The 25,705-nt window shown below is 73.7% G+C and carries 26 protein-coding genes; 8 read left to right on the forward strand and 18 right to left on the reverse strand.

All coding sequences use genetic code 11. The features are described from left to right. Positions 1–55: 55 nt before the first annotated feature. Positions 56–529, reverse strand: a complete 474-nt coding sequence (locus ACIQF6_RS15535; RefSeq protein ID WP_400894666.1) for a pyridoxamine 5'-phosphate oxidase family protein — start codon at positions 527–529, stop codon at positions 56–58. A gap of 70 nt (positions 530–599) precedes the next feature. Between ACIQF6_RS15535 and ACIQF6_RS15540 the strand changes: the two genes are divergently transcribed. Continuing rightward, positions 600–1,145 carry a DUF1697 domain-containing protein gene (locus ACIQF6_RS15540; RefSeq protein WP_400894669.1) on the forward strand — a complete coding sequence of 182 codons (546 nt, stop codon included), beginning with the start codon at positions 600–602 and terminating at the stop codon, positions 1,143–1,145. A 7-nt stretch (positions 1,146–1,152) separates the two neighbouring features. Here ACIQF6_RS15540 and ACIQF6_RS15545 read toward each other — a convergent pair whose 3' ends face one another. The 3 genes from ACIQF6_RS15545 to ACIQF6_RS15555 form a co-directional block, all read right to left on the reverse strand. After that, positions 1,153–2,118: a DUF1152 domain-containing protein gene (locus ACIQF6_RS15545; RefSeq protein ID WP_400894672.1), complete on the reverse strand. Its 966-nt coding sequence runs from the start codon at positions 2,116–2,118 to the stop codon at positions 1,153–1,155. Between the two features lie 27 nt (positions 2,119–2,145). Further along, positions 2,146–2,994, reverse strand: a complete 849-nt coding sequence (locus ACIQF6_RS15550) for a siderophore-interacting protein (RefSeq protein ID WP_400894675.1) — start codon at positions 2,992–2,994, stop codon at positions 2,146–2,148. Between the two features lie 89 nt (positions 2,995–3,083). Then, the gene (locus ACIQF6_RS15555; RefSeq protein ID WP_400894678.1) at positions 3,084–3,443 is read right to left on the reverse strand and encodes an arsenate reductase family protein; all 360 of its coding nucleotides are present in this window, start codon (positions 3,441–3,443) and stop codon (positions 3,084–3,086) included. A 130-nt stretch (positions 3,444–3,573) separates the two neighbouring features. Here ACIQF6_RS15555 and ACIQF6_RS15560 point away from each other — a divergent pair, with 130 nt between their 5' ends. Together ACIQF6_RS15560 and ACIQF6_RS15565 are read left to right on the forward strand one after the other, a co-directional pair. Further along, positions 3,574–4,800, forward strand: coding sequence for a cytochrome P450 (locus ACIQF6_RS15560; protein ID WP_400894681.1), 1,227 nt, complete (start codon positions 3,574–3,576; stop codon positions 4,798–4,800). A gap of 475 nt (positions 4,801–5,275) precedes the next feature. After that, the gene (locus ACIQF6_RS15565; protein ID WP_400894683.1) at positions 5,276–6,418 is read left to right on the forward strand and encodes a PP2C family protein-serine/threonine phosphatase; all 1,143 of its coding nucleotides are present in this window, start codon (positions 5,276–5,278) and stop codon (positions 6,416–6,418) included. A gap of 48 nt (positions 6,419–6,466) precedes the next feature. On the opposite strand, the gene ACIQF6_RS15570 is transcribed toward ACIQF6_RS15565, so the two are convergent. From ACIQF6_RS15570 to ACIQF6_RS15590, 5 genes are all read right to left on the reverse strand, one after another. Further along, complete coding sequence (locus ACIQF6_RS15570; protein WP_400894686.1) at positions 6,467–7,378, reverse strand: transporter substrate-binding domain-containing protein; 912 nt, start codon at positions 7,376–7,378, stop codon at positions 6,467–6,469. 266 nt (positions 7,379–7,644) lie between these two features. Continuing rightward, positions 7,645–8,229: a hypothetical protein gene (locus ACIQF6_RS15575; RefSeq protein WP_400894688.1), complete on the reverse strand. Its 585-nt coding sequence runs from the start codon at positions 8,227–8,229 to the stop codon at positions 7,645–7,647. Then, positions 8,226–8,735, reverse strand: coding sequence for a hypothetical protein (locus ACIQF6_RS15580; RefSeq protein WP_400894691.1), 510 nt, complete (start codon positions 8,733–8,735; stop codon positions 8,226–8,228). The genes ACIQF6_RS15575 and ACIQF6_RS15580 overlap by 4 nt, the downstream gene beginning before the upstream one ends. Next, positions 8,732–10,486, reverse strand: coding sequence for an alpha/beta hydrolase (locus ACIQF6_RS15585; protein WP_400894693.1), 1,755 nt, complete (start codon positions 10,484–10,486; stop codon positions 8,732–8,734). Before ACIQF6_RS15585 ends, ACIQF6_RS15580 begins: the two co-directional genes overlap by 4 nt. A gap of 2 nt (positions 10,487–10,488) precedes the next feature. Continuing rightward, entirely contained in the window at positions 10,489–10,779 is a 291-nt protein-coding gene (locus ACIQF6_RS15590; RefSeq protein ID WP_400894695.1) for a hypothetical protein, read from the reverse strand. Positions 10,780–11,078: 299 nt separating this feature from the next. Between ACIQF6_RS15590 and ACIQF6_RS15595 the strand changes: the two genes are divergently transcribed. Further along, positions 11,079–11,786: a hypothetical protein gene (locus tag ACIQF6_RS15595; protein ID WP_400894697.1), complete on the forward strand. Its 708-nt coding sequence runs from the start codon at positions 11,079–11,081 to the stop codon at positions 11,784–11,786. A 16-nt stretch (positions 11,787–11,802) separates the two neighbouring features. Here ACIQF6_RS15595 and ACIQF6_RS15600 read toward each other — a convergent pair whose 3' ends face one another. Continuing rightward, positions 11,803–13,344 carry an MFS transporter gene (locus ACIQF6_RS15600; protein ID WP_400894700.1) on the reverse strand — a complete coding sequence of 514 codons (1,542 nt, stop codon included), beginning with the start codon at positions 13,342–13,344 and terminating at the stop codon, positions 11,803–11,805. A 137-nt stretch (positions 13,345–13,481) separates the two neighbouring features. On the opposite strand from ACIQF6_RS15600, the gene ACIQF6_RS15605 reads away from it, so the two are divergent. After that, the gene (locus ACIQF6_RS15605) at positions 13,482–14,135 is read left to right on the forward strand and encodes a TetR/AcrR family transcriptional regulator (RefSeq protein ID WP_400894703.1); all 654 of its coding nucleotides are present in this window, start codon (positions 13,482–13,484) and stop codon (positions 14,133–14,135) included. A 172-nt stretch (positions 14,136–14,307) separates the two neighbouring features. Here the strand turns inward: ACIQF6_RS15605 and ACIQF6_RS15610 are convergent, their stop codons facing one another. From ACIQF6_RS15610 to dacB, 4 genes are all read right to left on the reverse strand, one after another. Continuing rightward, the gene (locus ACIQF6_RS15610) at positions 14,308–15,759 is read right to left on the reverse strand and encodes a pyridoxal phosphate-dependent decarboxylase family protein (RefSeq protein WP_400894706.1); all 1,452 of its coding nucleotides are present in this window, start codon (positions 15,757–15,759) and stop codon (positions 14,308–14,310) included. Beyond that, entirely contained in the window at positions 15,756–17,105 is a 1,350-nt protein-coding gene (locus ACIQF6_RS15615; RefSeq protein WP_400894708.1) for an MFS transporter, read from the reverse strand. Before ACIQF6_RS15615 ends, ACIQF6_RS15610 begins: the two co-directional genes overlap by 4 nt. After that, positions 17,102–17,704, reverse strand: coding sequence for a TetR/AcrR family transcriptional regulator (locus ACIQF6_RS15620; RefSeq protein ID WP_400894710.1), 603 nt, complete (start codon positions 17,702–17,704; stop codon positions 17,102–17,104). The genes ACIQF6_RS15615 and ACIQF6_RS15620 overlap by 4 nt, the downstream gene beginning before the upstream one ends. A gap of 131 nt (positions 17,705–17,835) precedes the next feature. Further along, positions 17,836–19,416, reverse strand: coding sequence for a D-alanyl-D-alanine carboxypeptidase/D-alanyl-D-alanine-endopeptidase (dacB, locus tag ACIQF6_RS15625; protein ID WP_400894712.1), 1,581 nt, complete (start codon positions 19,414–19,416; stop codon positions 17,836–17,838). A 248-nt stretch (positions 19,417–19,664) separates the two neighbouring features. Between dacB and ACIQF6_RS15630 the strand changes: the two genes are divergently transcribed. Next, entirely contained in the window at positions 19,665–20,231 is a 567-nt protein-coding gene (locus ACIQF6_RS15630; protein WP_400894714.1) for a TetR/AcrR family transcriptional regulator, read from the forward strand. On the opposite strand, the gene ACIQF6_RS15635 is transcribed toward ACIQF6_RS15630, so the two are convergent. Further along, positions 20,228–21,637 (reverse strand): DHA2 family efflux MFS transporter permease subunit, encoded by a 1,410-nt coding sequence (locus ACIQF6_RS15635; RefSeq protein ID WP_400894717.1) that lies wholly within the window; start codon positions 21,635–21,637, stop codon positions 20,228–20,230. The two genes, ACIQF6_RS15630 and ACIQF6_RS15635, sit on opposite strands and share 4 nt — an antisense overlap. Then, positions 21,634–22,134 carry an FBP domain-containing protein gene (locus ACIQF6_RS15640; RefSeq protein ID WP_400894719.1) on the reverse strand — a complete coding sequence of 167 codons (501 nt, stop codon included), beginning with the start codon at positions 22,132–22,134 and terminating at the stop codon, positions 21,634–21,636. Before ACIQF6_RS15640 ends, ACIQF6_RS15635 begins: the two co-directional genes overlap by 4 nt. 339 nt (positions 22,135–22,473) lie before the next feature. Here ACIQF6_RS15640 and ACIQF6_RS15645 point away from each other — a divergent pair, with 339 nt between their 5' ends. Continuing rightward, positions 22,474–22,764, forward strand: coding sequence for a hypothetical protein (locus ACIQF6_RS15645; RefSeq protein WP_400894721.1), 291 nt, complete (start codon positions 22,474–22,476; stop codon positions 22,762–22,764). A 126-nt stretch (positions 22,765–22,890) separates the two neighbouring features. Here ACIQF6_RS15645 and ACIQF6_RS15650 read toward each other — a convergent pair whose 3' ends face one another. Both ACIQF6_RS15650 and ACIQF6_RS15655 read right to left on the reverse strand, forming a co-directional pair. After that, a complete protein-coding gene (locus ACIQF6_RS15650) occupies positions 22,891–23,070 on the reverse strand; it encodes a hypothetical protein (protein ID WP_400894723.1) in 180 nt (59 codons plus the stop codon). A gap of 13 nt (positions 23,071–23,083) precedes the next feature. Next, entirely contained in the window at positions 23,084–24,523 is a 1,440-nt protein-coding gene (locus tag ACIQF6_RS15655) for a hypothetical protein (protein WP_400894725.1), read from the reverse strand. Positions 24,524–24,703: 180 nt separating this feature from the next. On the opposite strand from ACIQF6_RS15655, the gene ACIQF6_RS15660 reads away from it, so the two are divergent. Continuing rightward, on the forward strand, positions 24,704–25,660 hold the full coding sequence (locus ACIQF6_RS15660; protein WP_400894727.1) for a hypothetical protein: 957 nt from the start codon (positions 24,704–24,706) through the stop codon (positions 25,658–25,660). Positions 25,661–25,705: the final 45 nt, after the last annotated feature.

A 25,705-nucleotide genomic window follows, 5' to 3' on the forward strand; every position in this document is an offset into this window, starting at 1 on the left:
CCTTCCCCGGGACCTGCCGGGGGAGGCCGCCGCCGATCTTCACCCGCTGCCGCCGTCATCGGCGTTCGATCACCCTGACGTCCTCGCCCGGCTGCCAGGTGCTGATCACCAGCCGGTCGTCCGCCACCTCGGTCAGGGTGGCCCGCCGGAGCTCCAGCCGGAACGCGTGGAACGGGCCGGGCGGCGGGTCGGGCAGGCCGGCCAGGTAGCCGGCGATGTCGGTCGGATCGGTCAACTCGACCGCGGACAGGGCGAGTTTCGCATCCCCACCGGTCATGCTGGTGTCCGGCCCCGGGTTCGAGTGCAGCGCGCAGCGCGGGTCGCGGCGCAGGTCGAGCGCCTTGACCGCGCCCGCCATCGAACCGAGGAACAGGTCGGCGCCGATGAAGTCCACCTCGATGCCGCTCACCCGGGGCGCGCCGTCGCTGTCCAGCGTGGCGAGGACGTGGTGCCGGTGCGCCTCGAAGCGGGCGCGGATGCGCGGGGCGAGATCAGGAGCCTGCTGCTCGAAGTCCTGCCAGGTCGTCATGCGCGCGAGTGTAGGCCGACGCACCGTCGGAACCGTGGATCTGTCGGCGGCCCGGCCTACACTCGCGCGCATGGAGACCTACATCGCCTTCCTGCGGGCGATCAACGTCGGCGGCCGCACCGTGAAGATGGAGCGGCTGCGCGAGCTGTTCACCGGCCTCGGGCTGGACGGCGTGCGGACGTACATCCAGAGCGGGAACGTGTTCTTCCGTACCGCGGAGACCGACCGGGCGGCGCTGACGGCCCGGATCGAGGCCGGTCTCGCGGAGGGCCTGGGCTATCCGGTGCCGGTGATGCTGCGCACGGTCGAGGAGGTGGAGGCGCTGGTCGCGCTCGACCCGTTCGCGGGCGTGGAGGTCACCGACGAGGTCCGGCTGTGCGTGCTGTTCCTGTCCGAGCCGCTGCCGCCCGAGCTGGAGCTGCCGGCGGCGTCGCCGAAGGGCGACTGGGAGATGATCGGCGCGAGCGGTGACGCGGCGTTCGTGGTGATGCACGTCCGGGGCGGCCGGCTGAACGGCAACCCGGCCACCGCGTTCCCCCCGTCGTACCGGGGGACGGCGACTTCGCGGTTCTTCCACACCACCGCGAAGATCGCCGCGGCGGCCCGCAAGGGCTGACGGCCGGTCAGTGCGGGTAGGCGCGGGGCGGGCGCCGGCGGGGGAGGCCGTCCTGGAAGGCGGCGACGGCGGTGGCGACCTGGCGCATCAGCACGGTGTTCTCCAGCCGGTCGAGGTAGAGGTGGCGGGCGGCCAGCGCCTCCACCGTCACGCCGAAGTACAGCGTCATCAGCGGGTTGATGAACAGCGCGCTGTTGCCGGTGCGTTCGGTGAACCGGACGTCGCCGAACTCGCCGCGCAGGGCGGCGGCGATCGAGCCGTGGACGATGCTCGGGTGTTCGGGGCACTCCTGGCGGGCGTGTGCCACCGCGTCCAGGTAGAGCGCGGATTCGGGCGCGTCAGCGGGGAGCGAGAACGCGCCGAGGTAGCCGCCGTCGCGCTGCAACGCGGCCAGGTTCTCCAGCACCAGGCTGTGGCTGACGCCGTGATAGGCGTCGATGCCGAAGCCCAGACAGGCGACCAGGCGGGTCGGGACCTCGGTGAGGCCGGCGACGGCGGCGAGCGAGGCCATGTCCTCCTCGGGGGTGCCGAGTCCGGCCTCGTCGCCGCGCAGCAGGATGTCGGTGCCGCCGTCGACCAGCAGGATCGCGTCGATGCCGAGGTGTTCGACCAGGGCCCGGTAGGCGGCGCGCAGCGGCTGGACGCCGGTGGACGGGAACGCCCAGACGGTGTCCGGCTGTTGGTGCTCGCGCAGCCAGCGGGCCAGCGAGCGCTCCGGGAAGTAGGTGCCGGCGGAGCGGGTGTCGGGGGTGATCCGGGCCAGGTCGGGGGCCTGCCAGACGTCCAGGCCGAGGCCGTACAGGTCGCTGAAGGAGAAGTTCGCCAGGTGCACCTCCCGCCCGGCGGCACGCAGCGCGAGCGCCAGCGGCAGGCCCGCGTAGACGTCGAAGCCGCCGCCCGCGCCGGCGATCAGGATGCGGTCGGCGGCGAGCAGGCGGGTGAGCAGCGGCGGCTGGAACAGGCTGGTGGTCACCGGGCGGACGGTAGCAGGCGGCCCGGGTCAGCTCTCGTGCTGGGCGAGCAGTTCCCGGGCGTCGGCGAGGTCTTCGGGGGTGGGGGCGTCGTCCTGGGTGAGGCGGTGGCGCCAGTAGCCGGTGAAGTGGACGTGGGTGCGGGGGAGCCGGCGGTCCGTCAGGAGGTGGCGGCGCAGGGCGCGGACGGTGCCGGCCTCGCCGGCCAGCCAGGCGCGGTCGAGGTCGGCGGGCAGCTCGGCGGCGCGGACGGCGGTGAGGAGTCGGTCGCCCGGGGCGGCGTCCTCGCGGTGGATCCAGTGGGCGGTCAACTCGCCGAAGCCGAGCAGGGGTTGCCGCTCCTGCGGTCCGGCGGTCTCGATCCAGGCGTGCGCCCGGGCACCGGCCGGGAGGGCCTCCACCAGGGTGGCGAGCGCGGGCAACGCCGACTCGTCGCAGGCGAACAGCAGCGGCCGGCCGCCGTCCAGCGGGAACGGGCGGGCGAACTCGGGGGAGGGGCCGAACATCGCCAGCAGCTGCCCGGGCCGGGCGCGGGCCGCCCAGTTCGCCGCCGGGCCGTCGCCGTGCAGCACGAAGTCGACGTCCACGGCGTGCAGTTCGGCGTCGTGGGCGCGGATCGTGAAGGACCGCATCCACGGGCGGCGGTGCTCGGGGACGGCGTGGCAGGCCCGGTACCAGTCCATCAGGTCCTGGCCGGGGGCCGCCGCGGGCAGCTCGGGCCGGTCCTGTCCCGGGCGCGGGAAGTACAGCTTGACCTGCTGGTCGGGCCCGGCCAGGGCGAACTCGCCGGGCGGCAGCGCGAAGCTCACCCGGGCGGTGCGCGGGGTGGGACGGTGGGCGGCGGTGACGGTCAGCTGACGGATCGGCAGGTCGGGCACGGCGGGCTCCCGTCGGATCGGTGATGTCCCGGGCAGCCTGCCGCGACCCGCTCACAGCCTGCTGTCAGCCGGCTGTCACCGCCGCGCGGTCAGTGCGAGAGCACGTCCCGCAGGGCCTCCTCGGTGCGGCCGATCACCGTGTAGCCGTCGTCGGCGGTGATGATCGGGCGCTGGATCAGCGCCGGGTTCGCAGCCATCGCCTCGACCCAGCGGGCCCGGTCGGCGTCCTCGCGGCCCCAGGACCGCAGGCCCAGCTCCTTGCCGACCGGCTCGTCGAGGCGGGCGACGTCCCACGGCTCCAGGCCGAGACGGCCCAGCACCTCGGTCAGCTCGGCGACCGTCGGCGGCTGCTCCAGGTAGCGGCGCACGGTGTACTCGGCGCCCGCCGCGTTGAGCTCGCCGAGGGCGGTGCGGCACTTGCCGCACCGCGGGTTGATCCAGATCTCCATGACCGGCCAGCCTACCCACCGGCCCCGGCCGGTCGGCCGCGGCTCGTCGGCGGCCCGGCGGGAACCCGGGTGCGTCACCCGGCCGTTCTCGCTCCGGACAGATAAATATGACTGCCGCTGGGGGAGTTGCATGGACATCGCCGAGATCGTCACCGAGCTGATGGGCCCCGAGGGACACCGCGACCCGCACCCGCTGTACGAGCGGCTGCGCGCGTTCGGGACGACCGTGCGGACCGACGAGTACCTGGTGATGGTCACCGGCCACGAAGAGGCCGACGAGATCCTGCGCAACCCCGCCTTCGGCGTCATCGAGCCGGACCTGCGCGCCCAGTTCGAACCCGACTTCCTCGACCACCCGGGCAAGACCCTGCTGGGCGACTCGATCCTGGAACGCAACGCGCCCGACCACGGCCGGATGCGCTCGCTGATCTCCTCGGTGTTCACCCCGCGCCGGGTCGCCGCCCTGACACCCGCCGTCACCGCCGCCGTCGAGGACCTGCTCGACGAACTCGCCGAACACGCCGACGGCGACGACGGCCCGGTGGACTTCCTGGACGCCTTCGCGTTCCGGCTGCCGATCGGCGTGATCTGCGAACTGCTCGGCGTCCCCGACGAGGACCGGCACCTGTTCCGCCCGCTGGCCGCCGACCTCACCGTCACCCTGGAGTTCCTGGCCGGCGACGAGGAGACGGCCGCCGCCGACCACGCCGCCGTCGAACTCTCCCGCTACTTCGCCGAACTGGCCGCCCGCCGACGCGCCGACCCGAAGGACGACCTGGTCAGCGCCCTGGTCGCGACCGCCGACGCCGACCCGCAGCGGCTGTCCGACACCGAACTGCTGGCCAACCTGGCGCTGCTGCTGGTCGCCGGCTTCGAGACCACCGGCAACCTGCTCGGCAACGCCCTCGCCCTGCTCCTCGAACACCCCGACACCGCCGCCGCACTGCGCGACGGCACGCTCGACCCGGCCGCCCTGGTCGACGAGGTGCTGCGGTTCGACTCGCCGGTCCAGGTCACCTCCCGGATCGCGCTCACCGACGGCCTCACGGTCGGCGACCTGCCCGTCCCCCGGGACACCGGCGTCCTGCTGCTCCTCGGCGCCGCCAACCGCGACCCGCGCCGCTACACCGAGCCCGGCCGCTTCGACCCGACCCGCACCGAGGGCCGACCCCTCAGCTTCGGTGCCGGCCCGCACTACTGCCTGGGCGCCCAACTCGCCCGCCTGGAGGCCACCGTCGCCCTGCCCGCCCTGCTGCGCCGCTTCCCCGCCCTGACGGCGGCCGGTCCGGCCGTCCGCCGTGAGCGGTTGGTGCTGCGCGGCTTCGGCACCCTGCCCGTGACGCTCACCGACCGCTGACGGGCTGCCGCCCGGCCGCCGCCGCGGGCCTGCACTGCTCTCTCGGCACCCGGGCGGCCGGGCCGGAGGCCGCGACCGAGCGGCCCGTCGCGAGTGGTTGGCGCTGCGTGGCCTCGGCGCGGTGATCGCCGCCCGCCGGCGGGCTGCCGTTCGGCCTCGACCGTCCCGCCTGCCGCCGACCGGCCGGCCCGCTCACCTGCCGCCCGGCGGTGGCCGCGGGCCCGCACTACTCTCCCGGCGCCCGGCCGGCCGGGCCGGAGGCCGCCGTCGTGCTGTCCGCGCTTCGGCGCCGGTGGCCTGCCGCAGCAGCGGCTCCAAGGGGGTGACGCAGGCCACCGAAGCAGGTGAAATATGCTCCAATCGGGCCCAAAGGCCCAATTCGTCGGGACTTTGGTAAGGGGTGGCCCCGGCCGACGGCACGGGACGATGGAAGTGAATCGCACCCGTACCAGGGCACCCGCCGAAGGAGGTCAGCATGCCCGCGCCCACCGTCGACCCTGTGCGGGTCCAGCCGGCCCAGGCTCCTGACCGCCGGGCCGCCGCCCGCTGGGAAGCCGCCATGGCCGAGGCGCTGCGCACCCCGCTGTGGGTGCGTGTCCTGCCGGTGCTGCTGCTGGTCGCGGATCTGGCGCTGGAGGAGTCGGTGCCCCGGGTCGTCGCCGCAGGCTTCGTGCTGACGGTGCTGCCGGTGGTCGTCGCGTTCAGCGCCGGTCCCGCCGTGGTGGCGGGCGCCACCGCCGTGACCGTCGGGCTCCAGGCGCTGCTCGCGCTGCGGGCCGGGCACTTCCAGGAGCAGCACCACCTGTGGACGTACCTGGCGACCGTGCTGGCCGGGGTGATGGGCGCCGGGCTGTCGATCCAGCGTCGCCGCCAGGCCCGCGACCTGGTCCGGATGCGGACCGTCGCCGAAACCCTCCAGCACACCGTGCTGCACCCCGTCCCCGCCCGGGTCGGGGAACTGCGGGCCGCCGGGCTGTACCGGGCCGCGGAGGCCGACGTCGGCATCGGCGGCGACCTTTACGACGTGTGCGAGACCCGGCACGGCACCCGGATCCTGTTGGGGGACGTGCGCGGCAAGGGCCTGGAGGCGGTGCGCACCGTCGCCGACGTGATCGGCGCGTTCCGGATCGCCGCCCACGAGACCGCCGACCTCGGCGACCTCGCCGCCCAACTCGACCGCCAGGTGCGGCGGTCGGCCGAGCAGCGCGGCGACGGCGAGCTGTTCGTCACCGCCGTGCTGCTCCAGCACGACCCGTTCACCGGCCGGTTCGAGCTGGTCAACCGCGGCCACCTGGCCCCGCTGATGGTCGCCCCCGGCACGGTCGCCGCCGTCCGCTGCGCCGAGGACCTCCCGCTCGGCCTCGGCCACCTCGCCCCCGGCCCGGCCCCGGCGCCCACCGGCGTGGCGCTGCCGCCCGGGCACAGCCTGCTGCTGCACACCGACGGCGTCACCGAGGCCCGGGACCGCGACGGCGAGTTCTACCCGCTGGCCGCCCGGCTCGGCACGCTGCCGATCACCGATCCGGACACCCTGGTCGACTTCCTCGCCCAGGACGTCCGCCGGCACGCCGGCGCCCTCACCGACGACGTCGCGGTGCTGGCGCTGCGCGCGCACTGAGCGTTCGGCCCCTCAGATCGGCCCGGCAGATCGGCCCCGTAAGGACGCTCAGGTCGAGCCGTTGATCACCGAGTTCTGGATCGCCCCGACCGCCAGGTCGTGGTCGGCCAGCACCTGGTCGTAGGTGCCGTCGGTGATCAGCCGGTTCATCGCCCGCATCAGCACGTCGCGCAGCGCCGCGTCCTCCTTGCGCACCGCGATGCCGAACGGCCGGGGCTGGATCTGCGCGCCGCCGATCTGGAAGGCGTTGCCGTTGTCCACGGTCCGGGTCGCGTACTGGGCCTTCGGGTAGTCGGTGATGAACGCGTCCGCCGAGCCCTTCAGCTTCTCCAGCGCCGAGGTGTCGTCGTCGGTCTCCACCATCTTCAGCGGCTTCGAGTCGTGCCCGCAGACCTTCGCCTGGCGCTGCACCAGGTCGTCGTGGGTGGTGCCCTTCTTGACCACCACGGTGTGCCCGCACAGGTGGTCGATGTCGGTGATGTTCTGCGGGTTGCCCTTCTTGACGGCGAGGCCGATGCCCGCCATGAAGTAGTCGACGAAGTCCACGCCGGGGCCGGTCTGGTTGCCGTCCTTGTCCAGGCCCTCCTCGCGTTCGCGGGTGTCGGTGATGCCGGACATCGCGATGTCGAACTGGTGGCTCATCAGGCCGGGCAGCACGTTCGCGAACGGCCCGGCGTCCTGGAGCTCCAGCCGGACGCCGAGGGCCGCGCCCAGCTTCTCCGCCAGGTGCGGGTCCAGACCGTCCGCCTCGTTGCGGTCGTTGCGGTACACCACCGGCGCGGCGGTGAACGAGGTGCCCACCTTCAGCACGCCGGCCTTGCGGACCGACTCCGGCAGCAGCGCGTGCAGGTCCACCTTGCTCTCCTGGGAGGCACCGGTGCTGCCGCAGCCGCCCAGCAGCAGCGCCCCGCCGATGACGGCGACGAGCGCGGTGCGCCCCCGCCCGGTCGTGTGTGCCATGGTCGTCGTCTCTCCCCGTGGTCAACGGCGGAACTGACGACGGCCCGGGGCTCCGGACGGCATGGCGGCATGGCCGAAGGCGGCAATGGCAATACCGAGGGACATCCCTCGGCCGGCCGCCGTTCCGGCTAGATCATGGGCGACTATAGCCAGCATGGCCACGCCACCCCTAGGGCGGTCCACCAAATGCCGCCCACGTCACCTGCGCTGACGTCCGATCAGACCCGGTCCGGCACGGTTCGTCCACGTCGAACGCCGGACGGAGCCTATGACCAGCCCGGGTCGGTGAACCGCGGCACGGTGTCGGGGCTCCCGTCGGCGCCGGTCGGCAGCGGGCTCGGGGCGGGGCCGAACGGCTCGGTGGCGCCCGGGTCCCTGACCTTCGCGGTGGCCGCGACCGTCACATTGCCGGGCACGCCGATGCTGACGGTCACGCCCGTCCCGTCCGAGGTCCGCGCGCCCGCCTCGTACGCCGAGTTCTCGGTCAGCGTGTAGCCGCGGCCGGTCCAGTACGCCCGGACCTGCTCCAGCAGCCGGGGCCGGTTGGCCTCGGAGACCTTCGTCAGCACGTACCGGCGGAGCGTCAACTGCGCGCTGCCGTCGTTGTCCCGGCGGGCGTTCTCGTGCGGCACCGAGCGGAACGCGTCGTCGGCGAACCGCACCGCGGGCGTCAGCGCCGAGGTGGTGCCGTCCACCAGCTCCTGGAGCCGGCCCCGGGCCAGGTCCGCGGCCGGCGCCGAAGCCCCGCCCGTCGCCCCGGCGGAGCCGCAGCCCGCCAGCACCGGTCCCAGCAGCAGCGCCGCGACGGCGCCCGCCGCCGCCAGCCTCGTCCGGCCGCCCACCGGCGTCACACCGACCAGAACGGGTCGTGCCGGCGCGGCATGGTGTCCATCACGCCGTCCGGGCCCATCGGAACGGTCGAGTCGCCGCCGAACGGGTACGAGGTGCCGCTCGGCGGCACGTCCTGGACCCGCGCCAGCAGGGTCGCGTTGCCCGGGATGCCGATCCGCAACTCGACCGTCCCGAGCGGCGACTCGGCCCGCAGCAGCGGCAGCACCGGGTCGTCCTCGCCGGCCACCCGCCAGCCCCGGGCCCGCCAGGCCCGGGTCAGCTGGGCGAGCAGCTCCGGGTAGCGGTCCGCGGAGAGCCGGGTCATCAGGTAGCGGCGCTTCTCCAGGTGCGCGGTGCCGTCCGGCTCCCGGGTGTACGGGTGCTCGTGCTCCACCGCCACGTACGGGCCGTCCGACCAGTCCGCGGGCGGGTTCAGCGCCGTCGGGGCGGAGTCCAGCAGCTCGTCCACCGCCGCCTTCGCGGCCAGCAGCGCGGCCGACGGGTGGGGTGCCGCGAAGTCGTTCATCGCCGGTCCTGTCCGATCACCCGGTCACCGTGACCGGAGACGATCATGCCCATGTTGCGCAGCGAGTGGCCGTCCCGGCCGTCGCCCTGATTCCAGTAGTCCGAGTGCGACTGGAAGCCCAGCGGGCCGTCCGCCACGTCGAAACGGTGCGCGCCGAACTCGGAACTCGCCGGGTCCTGCCCGAACCAGAGCTCGTGCGGATCACCGTGCCCGGCGATCTTGTCACCGATGAAGCCGCCGAGCACGGCGCCCGGCGGGCCGCCGAGCAGGCCGCCGATGCCCGCGCCGATGCCGATGCCCTTCGCCTCGGCGTGGCTCGGCAGGTGCGAGACCGGGTCGTGCTCGGCCGCGCCCACCCACACGTGCGAGCCGTCCACGCCCAGCTGGGAGGCCTGCTGCGCGCCGGTGCCGGGCGAGCCCACCAGGATGATGTCGTCCGCGGGTATGCCGCCCGGCCGCTGCGCCGCCTGCCCGACGGTGAACGAGCCGTAGCTGTGGCCGAGCGCGGTCAGGTGCGCCGGCTGGCCCTCGTGCGAGGCGCGCAGGCCCTGCAGGAAGCCCTGGTAGGCCTCGCCGCCCTGCTTGGCCCGGGCGTCGCCGGCCACCGCCAGCGCGTCGGGGCTGATCCCCTTGGCCTGCGGGGCGTCGTAGCCCAGCCAGGCGATCGAGGCGGTCTTGCGGGTCGGGTCGATGTCGTGCGCGGACTGCCACAGGTCGCGGGCCCGGTTGGCGTCGCCCGCGCCCATGTTCTTGACCTCGGTGTTCAGGCCGGGCACGTACGCCACCACGTCGTCCGCGGTGTCCGGGTTGCCGTACGCGATCGCCGCCCGGCCCTGGCCCTGGTCGCCGATCACCATCAGGTAGGCGGGCGGCTGCTTGCCCTGGTCGTCCTTCAGGCGGCCCTGGATCGCGCGGAAGCCGTCCAGCTTCTTCCTGTCCCAGTCCGACAGGTTCTGCCGGGACGACAGGTCGTTCACCATCCGGTCGAGGTTGATCCGGTTGGCCTGGTCGCGGGCCGGGGTGGGGATGCCGTTGCGGTTGCCGATCTCGTCCGGGTGCTGGGCGATCATCCGCTGCTGCTCGTCCGCCGGCAGCGACTTCCACCAGGAGTTCACCTCGGTCGGCGAGGCGTTCTGGTCCGGCATGCCCGCCAGCACCAGGTCCTCGCTGCCGGTGAACGCGCTCATCAGCGTGCTGTTCAGCCGCATCGCGGCCGTGCCCGGGTCGAGGCCGGCGCCGGTGCGGGCGTCGGTGGTGTACTGGCGCAGCCGCTGGGCCGTCACCTGGTCGGCGTGCGCGGCCTTCGACAGCGCCTCGCCGATCCGGTCGCGCAGGTCGGCGCCCTGCCGGGCGCGGTCCGGCGCGTCCGGGTCGTGCCGCTCGGCGGCGGTCGGCGGCGGCCAGGAGATCCCGCCGTCGTCGGAGACCTCGAACCCGCCGGCCTGCGCCTCCTGGAGCGCCCGGCGCAGGTCGGCCTGGGCCAGCACGAAGGCCTCCGCGCCCTCCCGCAGGACGGGCGCGATCCGGGTCAGCTCCAGGTGGGCGGCGAACAGCCTGCCGGTGGTCCGGGACAGCGACTGCCGGGCGCTGTCGGCCGCGGCGCCGGTCCACCCGGAGTCCCGCACCCGGTTGTCCACCCCGGCCTGCCACTGCTGGGCGTCGTCGGCGACGGCGTCGGCGAGCGCCCGGTACGCGTCGGCGGCGCCGAACAGCCGCTGCGGGTCCGCGTCGCGGAGCGTGGGGACGTCCATGCTCACCGCCCGCCGGCCGCGGTGACGGTGCTGCCCGCGACCTGCTCGGCGCTGCGGTAGTTGGCGGCGGTCCGGTGGAGGTTGCCGCCCTGCTGGTCCATCTCCGCGGACAGCCGGTCGAGCGTCGACTTCCACGCGCCGGTGCAGGCCTCCAGCTCACTGCCGGTCAGCCAGCCGCGCAGCCCGCCCTCCGCACTGTCGGACGGACCGAGCACCCGGGTGGTGGCGCTCGGCAGTCGCTCGGCGACCACCTGCGCGGTCTGCCCCGCCCCGTCCAGCTCGTCCGGATTCACCTGGAACCCGCCACCACTGCCGCCTGGGCCCACGTCGCGCACGCCATCCCCCAACACCGGTGTCGGTTCGACCACTTGAGCGGGTCATGCTAGCGAAACCCGGCCGCCGGGCCCAGCGAAGTTCACCACATCGCCGCATACCGCCCGGTACGCGGTTCGGTGCGTACTTTGACCATGCTTTACCGCATCGGGCGAACTGATGACCCGTCACCGATCCCTCGCGCCGGCCGGGAGCGACCCGGTACGGTCGGGGCCGGGTGCGGCGCCCGCCGCTGCCCGCAGGCCCCCGAGGGAGCGATGTGAGTCCCATCCGCGCCGCCCGGCGCACCGCCTTCGCTGCTGTGCTGCTCACCTTCCTTGCGGGGTGCTCCGGTTCGGCGCACCACGAGACGGGCGACAGGGTTGTCGGGCTGTCGCCGGGCGAGTCCCCGGCCGGGACGGTCGTGCCGCAGCCCTCGCGGTCGGACCCGCCTCCGGTCGATCCCGCGCACTGGCCGACCGGATTCTCCCGGACGGAGACGGTGCGCTACCCGGACGCGGCGGTGATCCGCGCCGAGTACACCGGCGAGGCCTACCTGAACCGCCTGGCCGCCACCTGGCACGTCACGCTGGAGGCCCCCACCACGTACGACTTCCCCCGACCGGGCCTGCTCCGGAGTGGCCACAACGCGGGCACGGCCGTGTTCTGGATCGCGGCCACGTGGGCGCCGAGCGGCTCCCTCCTGACGGTCACCTGCACGGCCGCCACCGCCGAACCCCGGGCCGACGACTTCCTCGCCGACTGCGCCCGGCTCGACTACCCGGACAGCACGCCCGCGGCCACCGCACGCTGGGTGCACGACACCTGGCCGGGCCTGCACACCGCCGCGGCGGGCCTCACGAACGGTTCCATGGAGAGCCCGCCGCACCGCTCCGGCCCCGTCGCGGTCCTGCTGCACGAGGGCACCGCGGAGGCGTACGGCGGGGCCTTCCGCAACATCCGCCTGTTCGGCCTCGACCAGGACTGACCGGGCCGACGGGCCGTCAGGCCACCGGCACCGGCTCGGGGCCCGGCGCGGGCTGCCGGACGGCCGCGCGGTGCAGCAGGACGGCGACCAGCACCGCGGTGACGGCGAGCGCGGCCGAGCCGCAGCGCAGCGCCAGGTGGAGCGCGTCGACGAACGCGGTGTCGACGGCGGCCTGCACGGGCGCCGGAGTGGGCGCCGCAGCGGAGTCGGCGCCGTGGCCGGTGAGCGCGGACACCGCGTGCGAGACCTGGCCGACGGGCACGCCGAGCCTCGGCAGATCGGTGCTGAGCGAGTCGGTCAGACGGTTGGTGAGGACGGCGCCGAGGACGGCGATGCCGAGCACGCCGCCGAGTTCGCGCAGCGTGTTGATGGTGGCCGAGGCCATGCCGGTCTGCGCCGGGGAGACCCGCTGGAGCACCGCGATCGACACCGGCGAGAACGTCAGCCCCATGCCGAAGCCCAGCACCACCAGCGTCCACACGTACGACCAGTAGTGCGCGTGCCCGCCGTACAGCGACAGCCCGCCGAGGCCGACCGCACACAGCGCGATGCCCAGCACCAGCGGCAGGCGCGGCCCGTGACGGGAGGTCAGCCCGCCGGACAGCGGCGCGGCCAGCATGATCACGGCCGTCATCGGCAGGCCGGCGTACCCGGCGTCGGTGGGGGACCAGCGCATCACGCCCTGGAGCATCAACGGCAGGAAGAACAGCGCGCCGAACATCCCGAAACTGACCATCAGCCCGCTCAGCTGCGCCCCGGCGAGCACCCGGTCGCTGAACAGTCGCAGCTCCAACATCGGCTCCGCGACCCGCAGTTCGACCAGCACGAAGGCGGCGAGCAGGACGACCGCCGCGGCCCCGCAGGCCAGCACCACCGGGTCGGTCCAGCCCCGGCCCGGGCCCTCGATCAGGCCGTAGACCAGCGCGCCCAGACCGGCGGCGGACAGCACCAGCCCGGCGACGTCGATCCGGCGCTCGCGCGGCGCGATCGCCGGCAGCACCCGGTACGCGAGCACCAGGGCGAGCACGCCGACCGGGACGTTGATCCAGAACACGCTGGCCCAGCCGAACGCGTCCACCATCGGGCCGCCGATCACCGGGCCGATCGACAGGCCGAGCGCCGAGACCCCCGACCACAGGCCGATCGCCCGGGCCCGCTCCTTCTCGTCCGTGAACACCTGCCGCAGGATCGCCAGGCTGCCCGGGGTCAGCAGCGCCGCACCGACGCCCTGCAGCATCCGCGCCGCGACCAGCACCCCGATGTCGCCGGCCAGCGCGGCCGCCGCGGACCCGACCGTGAACAGCGCCAGGCCGAACCGGAACACCCTGGTCCGGCCGTACCGGTCGCCGAGCGTGCCGCCGGTGAGCAGCAGCGCCGCGTAGACCAGGCTGTACCCCTCGGCGACCCACTGCAGGCCGCTGATGCCCGCGTCCAGGTCCCGGCCGATCCGGGGCAGGGCGATGTTGACGATGACGTTGTCCAGCATCGCCATGAACATCGTGACGCAGAGCGTGCCGAGCGCCTGCCACTTGTGGCGCGGACTGACCGAACCCTCCACCGAAACCGTCCCCTCCAGGGTGCGCCGAAGTCGCCCCTAACGGTGTTAGGGGCTGCTGGAGCCCCAAGAATGGCCCTAACAGTGTTAGATTGCAAGCGCGATCAGCGCCCCGCACCACCCATCCCGAGGAACCCCGCATGGCCGAGCCCACCCTCACCCGGCAGTCCCTGGCCGCCGCCGCGCTGCACGTCCTCGAACGCGACGGCCTGGCCGGCCTGTCCATGCGCAAGGTCGCCGCCGAGGTCGGCGTCAAAGCCGCCTCGCTCTACTGGCACGTGCGCAACAAGGAAGAACTCCTCGACCTGCTCACCGACGCCCTGCTCGCCGACGCGGAACTCCCGCCCCGCGAAGGCACCTGGCGCGACCAGTTCCTCGAATACGGCCGCGCCTACCGCGCCCTACTGCTCGCCAAGCGCGACGCCGCGAAGGTCGTCGCCGGCCGCCTCACCCCCGGCCCGCACATCCTCGCCGTCCTGGAGGACCAGCTCGACCGCCTCCGCGAAGCCGGCTTCGCCGACGCCGACGCCGCGATGGCCTCCTACCTGCTCTCCGCCTACGTCCAGGGCTTCGTCCTCCAGGAGCAGTCCCCCCTCTCCGCCGCGGAGGCCGCCGGCGCGAGCCGAGGCGAAGTCGCCCGCGCCGCAGGCGACTCCTTCCGCGCCCTCCCGCCCGCCACCTACCCCAACCTGGTGGCCCTCGCCGACGACCTCACCGACCCGGACATGGACACCCGCTTCGAATTCGGCCTCCAACGCCTCGCGGACGGCCTGGCCGCGCTGCTTCCCGGATAGGGGTGCGAAACCAGTGAGAGCACAACCAGGGGCGCGGGGAACTGCGCGAAGGGGAACGCACCCCACCGCAAGATCGCGACCCAGGACAGTGACCTGCGCGTGATCGCGACCTGACGGACGTGGTGTGCGCCTGTCGCGCAGTTCCCCCACGCTCCTGCTTGCGCAGCCCCCGTCAGTTCCCGTCCAGGTAAGGGCTGTACAGCACCGACAGGAACCGTGTCGCCAGCTGGTCGCGCAGCGCCGGCGGCAGCGCGTCGAGCAGCCGGTTGACGCCCGCCATGCGCGACGGCCCGAAGCCCGCCGCAGGCAGTAGCGTGGCGAACGTCGCATCATCGAGCTCGCCCAGGTCGAACTGCCCGAGCATCGCCAGCAGTTCACTCGGCGGAGCGACCGGCCCACGGGCCCGGACGGCGGCCACCGCGGCCCGCAGGGCACTGAGCAGGTCGTCGACGCCGTGCTCGCTGACGCCGGTGAGGGTCACGTGCAGGCTCGCGGGCAGCCCGTCGACGCTCAACTGGGGCTGGAGGAACCACCCGTGGGCGCGCGCCTCGTCCGCCAGTTCCCACAGGTCCAGCGAAGCGTCCGTCGCGCCGAGGGCGACCAGCGTCGCGTCCGGCGAGCCGAGCACCCGCAGCCCGTCGATCCCCTCGACACCCGCGATCAGCCGGCGCGCAGCGCCGAGCGCGGCGCGCCCCAACTCCCGGTAGCCGTCCGCCCCGAGGACTTGCAGGGTGGCCCAGGCCGCGGCCAGCGGCCCCGCGCCCTTGCTGCTCTGGACCGTCGAGTTGACCACCGGGTAGCCGGGCCACTGCGCGCAGGCGAAGTACGCGGCGAGCCGCATCGGCCGGTCCCGGAACAGCAGGACGGAGGCGCCCTTCGGCGCGTACCCGAACTTGTGCAGGTCGCAGGAGAGCGAGGTCACCCCGGGCACCGACAGGTCGAACGCGGGGACGCTCGCGCCCGCTTCGGCGAGCCACGGCAGCAGCCAGCCGCCCACGCAGGCGTCCACGTGGCAGGGCAGTCCGCGTCCGGCCGCGTCGGCGGCGATCTCGGAGACCGGGTCGACCACCCCGTGCGCGTACGAGGGCGCGGAGGCCACCACCAGCACGGTGTTCGGGGTGCACGCGGCCGCCATCGCCGCCGGCACCGCCCGGAACGTTCCGGGGTCCACCGGCACCGCCACCACCTTGACCTTCAGGTAGCGGCCGGCCTTGAAGAAGGCGGCGTGCGCGGTGGACGGGACGACGATCTCCGGTTCGGCGATCCCGGGACGGCTGTCCCGCGCGGCCTTCACGGCCAGCAGGATCGATTCGGTGCCGCCGCTGGTGAAGATCCCCGGCGTGCTGTCGTCCCCGCCGAGCCGGCCGGCGACCGCGCCGACCACCTGGCGCTCCAGCGCGACGATGCTGGGGAACGCCGTCGGGTCCAGGCCGTTGACGTCCAGCATGGCCAGGTACGCGCGCTCCGCGGCCTCCCGGACGTCGGGCCGTCCCGCGTCGTAGGTGTACGCGGTGGTGCGCCCGCCCCGGGTGGGCAGGTCGCGGGCGGTCATCGCCCGCAGCTCGGCCGGCAACTCCTCGGCGGGGCGGCCGAATTGCGGCAGACCGGGGTGAGCGGTGGTCATGTCTCGGCTCCAAGGGGTGAGTCGACGGCGGTGGGCGCGGCGCGGCGGCGGCCGTAGGCGCGCAGGGCGGGCAGCGAGAGCAGCATCAGGGCGGCCGGTACCAGGCTGAAGCCGAGCAGCACGCCGGCCCGGGCGGCGCCGGTCTGCGCCACGGGGTGGTCGGTGGTGGAGGAGACGAACCCGGCGGCGGCCAGCGCCAGCGAGAACAGCCCGGGCCCGGCGGCCAGTCCTGCGGTCTCCCCGGCGGTCCACAGCCCGGTGAACGCCCCGGACTGGAGCCGGCCGGTGCGCGCCGCGTCCGCGTGCACGGTGTCCGGCAGCAGCGACAGCGGCAGCACCTGGAGCGCCGCGTACGCCACGCCCAGCAGCGCGCACAGCACCAGCACCGGCCCGACCCCGACGTCGCCGCGCGCCGCCGGCCAGAGCGCCGCCGAGGCGACGACGAACAGGCCGGTCGCGGCGGTCAGGCAGCGCAGCCGTCCCCAGCGGGCGGCGGCCCGGCCCCACAGCGGGACGGCGACGGCGCTCGGCGCGACCAGGCAGACGAACAGCACCGAGGTCAGGCCGTACCCGCCCAGCCAGTAGGTGGCGACGTACGGCGCCGCCGCCAGCATGATCGCCACCGCGGCGGCCTGCGTGACGAACGCGCCGAGCAGGGCGAAGAACGCCCGGTTGCCGCGCGCGGTGCGCAGCGCCGCCCGCAGCCCGAGCGGCTCCGCGCCCGGCCGGGCGGGCACCCGGCGGGCGCCGAGCGTCGGAATCAGCAGCGTCACCAGCAGCAGCGCGGCGACGGCCACCGCCATCACGGCGTAGCCGCCGCGCCCGCCGCCGGCCAGTGACACCAGCGCCGGGGCGAGGCCGCCCGCGACCAGGATGCCGATGGTCAGGCAGACGATCCGCCACACCATGATCCGGGTGCGGACCCGCGGCTGCTCCGACATCTCGGCGGGCAGCGCCACGTACGGCACCTGGAACAGCGCGAACGCACTGGAGGCGAGCACAAAGGCGACGGTGACCCAGGCGGCGGCGCCGGCGCCGGTGAGCGGGGAGAGGAACATCGCGGCGAACGCGACCGGCAGGGCGAGCGTGCCGGCCAGCAGGATCCGGGTGCGGCGCCCGGTGCGCAGCGCCTCGCGGTCGCTGGCCGCGCCGACCATCGGGTTGAACAGGGCGTCCCAGGCCTTGGGCAGGGCGACCACCAGGCCGGCGACGCCGGCCGGGACGCCGAGCGCGTCGGTCATGAAGTAGAGCAGCAGCAGGCCGGGGACGGTGGAGTGGATGCCGGTGCCGATCGAGCCCACCGCGTACCCGGCGAGCTCCCGTCGCGACAGTGCGCGTTCGGTCACAACGCGCCTCCGTCCAGGCCGAGTTCGCGCTGCACCAGGGCCCGCAGGTGGGTGCGGAAGCGCGGTGCCTGGGCGCGGATCGTCGAGCGGCAGAAGCCGTGCGTGGTCCACAGCACCGTCCACACCGCGAACTCGGCCCGGTCGGGCGTCAACTGCGGCAGTGCGGAGAGGAGTTGGTCGCGGACCGCCTCCAGTAGCGGCCGGGCCCAGCGGTCCTCCAGGTCGGCGAACTCGGCGGCGTCGGCCATCCAGCGGTGCATCCACAGCGCGGGGACGTGCGGCTGTTCCAGGCAGAAGTCCAGGTAGCGGTCGGCGAATCGGGCGGCCGCCCGGGCCGGCTCGGCCGGGGCGGTCCGGGCGAACTCGGCCAACGCGGCGTCGACGGCGGCGCGTTCGGCCTCGTGGGCGCGTCGCATCACCTCGCGGTACAGGTCGGCCTTGGTGCCGACGTGGTAGGCGACGGTGGCGACGTTCAGTCCGGCCGCGCCGGCGATCGTCCGGGTGGTGGTGCCGTCGTAACCGTGTTGCGCGAACAGGTCGGTGGCGGCCGTGAGGATCCGTTCCCGGCTCGCCTCGGCGGCCGTCCGGTGCTGGCTCATGGTGGGGGAGCGTACGCGCGCCCGTCGGCGTCGATCAAGCGTTTGATGGAGGGAGTTTTCGAGCGCCCGCGAACGGCCGCGGGCCCCACCGCAGTGCGGCAGGGCCCGTGGTGACGAAGCGTCGGCAGGCGTCAGCAGTGCGCGAGGGTCTCGCAGTCCTCCCACCGGGTGCCGGTGGCGTTGTCACCCGAACCGGCGGGCGCGACCAGCGAGTTGGACTTCAGCCGGGCAGTGGCGGCCGGGCCGGCGGCCAGCCGGACGGCGATCGCGTCGACCACCGGGCGCGGGCTGGTGCCGGCGTAGTTGTTGACCATCACGACGAACGCCAGCTTGCGGCCGTCGGGCGCGGTCGCGTAGCCGAGCAGGTTGTCGACGCCGCCCATCGAACCGCTCTTGGCGTGCACGTTGTTCTCGGCCTTGGTGCCGCGCATCCGGGCGGCCAGCGTGCCGCCGACCATCCGCTCCGGGTTGCCCGCCACCGGCAGCGCGTTGTACCAGGCGTCGAACCACGGCTTGTCCTGCGCGAGCTTCAGCAGGCCCGCCATCCGGGCGGGGGTGGTCAGGTCGTAGCGGGACAGGCCGGAGCCGTCCACCTGACGGGTGGTCGGGCCGGTTATGCCGTTCGCCGTCAGGAAGGCGTTGACCTGGTTGATGCCGGTCGCCCAGTCGCCGCGACCGCCCTTGACCTTGCCGATCTCCTTGGTCAGGTGCTCGGCGATGCCGTTGTTGCTGATCTTCAGCATCGGGACGATCAGCTCGGCGAGGGTCTTCGACTGGTGCGAGGCCAGCGGCTGCGAGGTCTCCGAGCCGGAGGCCGACTGCACCCCGCGCACCACCCGCACGCCGTGCCTGGCCAGCGCGCCCGCGAACACCTTCCCGGCGTACGTGCTCGGGTCCTCGACCGTCAGCCAGGAGGTGACCGGCGCGGCGCCGGCCGCGATGCTGCCGGACAGCGCGACGTCGTTGCTGCCCCGGCGCCGGTCCACGCCGACGCTCGATCCGCTGCCGGCCGCGCCGGTGGTGACGGCGCCGGTGAACTTCATCGGCGCCTCGGCCGGGTTCAGCGTCACCTGGGCGGCCTCGCCGGCCGCACCCGGGGTGACCGTCACCTGGACGGTGTCCATCATGTACTCGGCGTCATTGGCGACGGTCAGCCCGGCGATCTGCGGGCTGTACGAGTACGGCTCGTCGTCCCAGGCCCAGCCCGGGCCGAGCGGCGTCGAGTCGTACCGGGTGCCGTCGGCCAGCAGCCGGCCGGTGACGGTGGTGACGCCGCTCGCCGCGACCTTGGCGGCCAGGTCGTCGAGGTCCTGCACCAGCAGGCTGGGGTCGCCGCCGCCCTTCAGCACCAGGTCGCCGACCAGGGTGTCGCCGTAGGTGGTGCCGGTGGCGCGGACCTCGGTGGTGAACCGGTAGTCCGCGCCCAGCAGGTCGAGCGCCGCGGTCGAGGTCACGGTCTTCAGGGTGGACGCCGGGGTGAACAGCGCCTGCGGCTGCTTGGCGAACAGCACCTCGCCGGTGGTCGCGTCCAGCACCTCGACGCCGGCCTGCGCGCTCGCCAGCCGGGGGTCGGCGAGCAGGGTGTTCAGGTCGGCGGTCAGCGTGGCGTCGGCCGGCTTCGGGTCGTCGGCCTGCGCCGAGACGGCGAGCAGGGAGGCGGCGAGGACCGCGGCCGCGAGCGGCAGGCTGCGGCGGTACGGGCGTGCGGGCACGGTGGCTCCAGGGTGCGGATCGGCCGGGGTGCGCGCGTCACCCACGCCCCCCGTTTTGTCCGGGACATTACCATCTGATGGTGAATCAGATGATCTTTCCCGTGGACGTCCTGGGGAGATCCGGCGACCCCCTAGGGCCCCCTCCTTCCCTACGCCCCGTCGCCCCGAAAGGTCGCACCCCGAACCGCCGCGACCGTCCCGGATACACTGACGCGGGCTTCGACAGGCCGACGTCCGGGACGGGAGACATGGGCGCGCACGCTGGACTGACGGTCGACCGGATCACCCGCGCCGCCGCCGAACTCGCCGACCAGGTCGGCATCGACAAGGTCACCGCCTCCGCCCTCGCCCGCGGCTTCGGGGTCAAGGACGCCAGCCTCTACTCGCACGTCAAGAGCCTCCGGGAGATCCGGACCCGGGTCGCCCTGCTCGCCACCGAAGAGGTCAACGACCGCATCGCGGGCGCCGTCGCCGGCCGCTCCGGCGCCGACGCCCTCACCGCCTTCGCCGACGCCTACCGCGGCTACGCCCAGCAGCACCCCGGCCGCTACGCCGCCACCCAACTGCGCCTGGACCCGGCCGACTTCACCGACACCGACGCCCTCGCGCGAACCGTCGAACTCACCGGCGCGATGATGCGCCACTACCGACTCGACGAACCCCACCTGACCGACGCCGTCCGCCTGCTGCGCTCCACCTTCCACGGCTTCATCGCCATCGAGGCCAACGGCGGCTTCCACCACCCGCGCAGCGCGGACGACTCCTGGCGGCGCATCGTCTCCGGCCTGCACCAACTGCTGGAGAACTGGGCCTAAGCCCTCCGCCCCGCCGGCAGGAACGCGGCCGGCACCGCCGTCAGCAGCACGAACCCCAGCGCCACCGCGAACACCGTCCGGAACGCCCCGACCGTCCCCGCACCCCCGTGCGAGGCATGCGCCAGCACCAGCGCCACCACCGCCGTACCGACCGCCGCGCCGAGCTGCTGCGCGACCGCGTTCACGGTGGTCGCGGCGGGCACCGAGGCCGGCGGCAGCGAGTGGTAGAGCGTCACCATCACCGGCGAGGCCGCCAGCGCCAGGCCCACGCCCTGGACGAACAGCGCGACCAGCAGCAGCCCGCCGGGCTCCGCGTCACCGGTCCGGACGAACACCGCCAGACCCGCGGCCACCAGGCCCAGCCCGGCCAGCACCAGCGCCCGCGGATTGCTCCGGGCGTCGATCACCCGCCCGACCAGCAGCACCGCCACGCCCGCGCCCGCCCCCTGCGCGACCATCACCAGCCCGGCCGCCAACGGGCCCCGCCCGCCCGCCTGCTGGAAGAACAGCGGCACCAGCACCACCGCGCCGTACAGGCCGAAGCTGTTCAGCAGCGAGACGGCGGCCGACGCGGCGAACGCGCGGTCCCGGAACAGCCCGAAGTCCAGCAGCGCCCGCCCCCGGTCCTCCCGACGACGGCGCGTCAGCAGCCCGTGCGCCGTCAGCAGCACCGCCGCCGCCAGCAGCGGCACCAGCACCCGCAGGTCGCCCACCGGCCGGCCCCCGCCCAGGCGCACGCACCCGAGGACGGCCGCCGTCAGCCCGCCGCTCACCGTCACCAGGCCCGCCAGATCCAACCGGCCGGGTGCGTCGTCCCGCTGATTGCGCATCAGCAGCGGCGACAGCACCACCACCGCCAGGCACACCGGCACGTTCAGCAGGAACACCCACCGCCATGCGTGGCCCTCGACCAGCGCCCCGCCCACCACCGGCCCCGCCACCGGCGCGACCAGCACCGGCACCGCGATCAGCGCCATCGTCCGGCCCATCCGCGCCGGCCCGGCCACCTGCACCACCAGGATCCGCATCAGCGGGAACAGCATCCCCGCGCCCAGCCCCTGCACCACCCGGAACGCCACCAGCGACCCCAGCGACCAGGCCGCCCCGCACAGCACCGACCCCAGCAGGAACACCCCCAGCGAACCCGTCCAGCACGCCACCGCCCCGAACCGCCGCGCCGCCCACCCCGTCGCCGGAATCACCGCCGACATCGCCAGCAGGTACGCCGTCGCCACCCACTGCACCTGCGCCGGACCCGCGTCGAACCGCCGGGCCAACGACTCCAGCGCCACCCCCACCACCGTGGTGTCCAGCAACGCGACGAACGCCCCCGCCGCCAGCACCGCCGCCGCCCGCGCCACCGGCCCGCCGAGCGGCTCCCGCGCGCCGACCGCCCGCCCCGTCATCGGACGACCCGCCCGAGGAATCCGGCCAGGTTCGCCCGCAGCCGGGCCACCCGCGCCTCCTCGCCCAGACTCTCCGTCATCCGCCCACCGCCCGCGGCCACCCGCCGGCGGCCCCGCACGTACAGCGGGCACGCCAGGTCGCTGCAGAAGTACTCGCCCGCCGAGGCGTACTCCTCCGCCGCGCCCCGACCCGCCCGGCGGGCCGTCATCAGCGCGACCCCCGACGCCGGATGGGCCGTCAGACAGATCGAACACATCGCCCCACCGCGCCCGGCGCCCGGCCGCTGTGCCGTCCGCAGGGCCACCCCGACCGTCCGCCCCTCGAACTCGGCCACCAAGTACCCCCGCTCGGGTGCCCCTTCCTCCCGCCAGCCGAAAAAGTCCAGCCCGGCCCAGTCCAGCTCCGCCAGCCCGCGCGGCAACCGGGCCCGACTCGCCTCTCCCTTGGTGCAGTTGACGAACGACGCCCGGATCTCCGGCTCGGTCAGTGCGCGCATGACGCTCTCGCCCTCCCTAGGGCTCCTAGTTTTGAGCCAAGTTATCCTAGGCACGCGCTCCCGCCAACCGATTTCGTTCCGGACCTCGTCCTCAACTGCCCTTTTTCGCTTCATCCTTGACGATCGGTCGACTGGCGGGTCGATAGGCCGTTCGAAGGGGCGCGGTGGGGGCCGACGCGCCGTCCCGCCCGCCGATCGGGTCGCTCGGCCGTCGCTCGGCCATGGGGAGCAATCGGTCCGTTGCCGAGTGGCCGCCCCAGCGGCCGTCGTGTGTCTTGGAGTGCAGGGAAGCCCACTGCTTCCCGAATCGGATTCCGTTTTCGGAAGGATTGTTCTCTCATGCGTGCTCTCACTCGTACTGTCGCCGCCCTCAGCCTCGCCGCCCCCGTCCTGCTCGGTTGCGCGGGCCTGGCGTCCGCCCACGACGTGGACGACAACGCCGGGATGGGCGGCAGCAGCCCCGAGGCGCACTTCGCCACTGTCGACTTCATCGCCAACGCCACCACCGCCGGCATCGCCGGCTCCGGCTCGTTCGTCTCCCCGAACAGCGTGGAGCACTTCAGCGGCTTCGCCGTCGCGGACGACTCCGGCATCTCCGGTTCGGCCACCGACGCGGGCGCGCACTGGTAAGCCCGACGCTTGACGCTTGACCCTTGAACGGGAGGAGGGCCGTCCCAGCCCTCCTCCCCGCACCACCTCAGCGCCGGCCGACCTCGGCCGGCGCTTTGCCGTGCCCGCCCACCGACGTCCGGCGTCTCAGTCCGCGTCCGGCCCCGGGGTGGCGGAGTCACCGTCGCCGTCCAGTTCGCTCCGCACCCGCCGCCAGGCCCGGATGATCGGCGGCAGCTTCGACAGCACTTCGCCGATCTGCGTCAAGAGCAGTGTTAGACAACCGAACGACGCCAGAATGATCAGACTTACCTTGTCCCAGTCCATTGCCGCCCCTCAGTCAGGCGAGCAGGCCGCGACGGGAGATCCACTCAAGAGCTTCCACTCCGAGCCGGTCCGGTGCCTGGAGCATGGCGGACTCCACCTTGTCGAGATCGGCGAGCGCCGCCGGCGCATCGGACCGATCCAGCGCGGCCAGGCGCTGCATCGCGGTGGCGACCACCTTCGGCCAGTCGGGCATGCCGAAGTGGCGGGAGGCCATGAAAGCGCCGGAGATCGCCCGGTGCAGGAGGGCGGCCCGCCAGCCCCGTTCGCGCATCAGCTCCGCCGTGAACCAGACCCGGTTGTCGAGGTACTGGACGAACTCCGTCACGGATTCCTCGGAGTTCGGGTCGGCCTCCGGTTCCGGTACGGCCCGCAGCGTGAACGTGGAACCGCCGGCCCACGGCAGGCTCAGATCGACGGCGACCGCGGTGAACGCGGCCAGCTTTTCGGGCCCGCCGTCCCGGGCGGCCAGCAGTGCCTTGCGGGCCCGGCGGTACAGGTCGACGCTCTGCGCGAAGACCTCCCCGTCGTTCGGTCCACCAGGCGCGGCATGGATCGCGTCGAGCGGCCCCGCCCGCCAGGCCTCATGGACCAGACCGACGGCTGCCGCACTCAGCAGCACCTCCGTGTCGTCCAGGTCGATGCCCAGGTGTGTCAGCACGGCCGAGGCCTGTTCCTCGATGTCGGGGAGCCGTGACGGTGGCTCGGGGCTCGGCGGAGTGAAGAGTGCCGCAAGCCGGGGCGACGGCGGAGCGGGTGGCGGCTCCTCGATGGCGATTCCGTGGTCCGCCAGATTCTCGAAGATCGCGTCCGGCCCGCAGTCGACATCCGACCAGTCGTGCCGTCCCGAGCAGCCTTCCGGGCACTCGAGCTCCTCGCACATCTCCGGTTCTGCGGGCTGCGCCTGATTGATCACGTGATAGGCGAGCCGCTCGGCCACAGCCTCCCTTGCCGCGATCATGGAGAGGTTCAACCGGACTTCCGAGGCCTTGAGTTCGGGGTCCTCGGGATCGATGGAGGCGGGCGGCTGCGGCGCGTCGGGTAGCCAGTTCCAGGCCGATTCCAGCGAGACCAGCAGCCAGGCGACCTGGTGCGGCCGGGTGCCCTCGTCCTGCGCCAGTCCGGCCACCGCGTCCGCCGCCTCCTGGACTCCGTCGAGGCGGGCCAGGTAGTGCTCGCGGATGGGCTCCCAGGCCGCGAGATCCGCCCGCGCCTGCTCGGCGCCCTCGGTCAGCGCGGTGTCGCGAGTCTGCCTGGCCCGGGTGACCAGGCGCTCCAGACAGGGACGGCAGGCGAACAGCCCGGTCGTCGGGGTGGGCCCGAGTGGAATCGCACCGAGTTCCTCGCCGAACGGGCTGCCGCACGCACAGCAGTCCCGACCGTCCATCTGACGGGACGTGGGGAGGGCCGGCAGGGCGGCACGGACGGTGGCATGCGCGTAGGCAGGAATGTGCATGGCGGTCGGACTCCTCGAACAGTGCGCTCCATTGGCGCTCCCACCATGCTGACCGGCGCATTTGGCGACCGGTCACGGTTTGACAGATCGACCTGCTGCCCGAGTTCCGAAACTTGTCAGTTTGACAGGAGAGCATGACGGTGCCGCTGCTATCCCCGACCTCTGCGCGAAGGAAGTCCTGTGACCGACTCCCCGAATGAACTTGACGGCCCGCACCGAGAGTTGGTGGATGCCCTGCAGGAACTGCACCGCGCCGCCGGCGAGCTGAGCTTCCGCAAGGTGAGTGAGCTGATCCCCACGCACGAGGACGCGCTGTCGGGGGCCAGCTACGAGACCGTGCGGACCGCCATCAAGGGAATCCGGGTGCCCCGTTGGGAGACCGTTCACGACATCGTGCTGGTGCTGACGCGGCTCTGCAGCATCCCGAGGGACGTGGAAGCCGAGCGGGGCAGGTTCCTGCTGCTCTGGCGCCGGACTCAGGAGGGCGATGACGGCGGGATGAAATCGTTCCGGGAGCTGGCTGCCAGCGGCTGGGGAGGCGAGGACGGCAGGTGGACGCCGGAGCTGGTCATGGGCATTATGGTCAACCCGTTCGCCGCCATCGAGATCCACCCCTCGCTTGCCGTCCCGCACGATCCGATCGTGTCGGAGGACGACTGGATCCGTGTCATGGTGAGGCAGATCGAGGACCACGGGGCCGAAGACACGCTGCGGATCCTGCTGCACGCGCTGAAGGGCGACTACGTGGGAGCGGCGGAAGGCTCGCCGTACGGTTACGAACAGCCGGGCCGAGAGATGATGGACGCCCGGACGGCCTTCGACTACGGCTGCCGGGAGATCCGCCGCCGCCTGGCGCACGAGCCGAACCTGCTGGCGGAGTCGATCCGGGAGATGCGCGCCGACGACACGATGGATCGCGAGGACCGGGCGGAGATGCTGGAGAACGAGTCGGACGCGGGTCTGATGCGCGAGGTCATGATCGTCACCCCGGACACCTGGGACGAGGTCTCCGAGGAGGCCCACCACATGGTCTTCGGCTACCTGATCAAGCAGATCGGCCCACCGGGCCCGATCGGACTGCCCGACGTCGCACGCTTCCCGATCGTCTGGCGCATCCCGGAGCCGACCGACCAGTGATGAGCACGGCATGCACCGACAGGCCCACCAGCCAGGCCTGATCGG

The organism is Kitasatospora sp. NPDC092948, from assembly GCF_044754805.1.
Taxonomy (GTDB): domain Bacteria; phylum Actinomycetota; class Actinomycetes; order Streptomycetales; family Streptomycetaceae; genus Kitasatospora.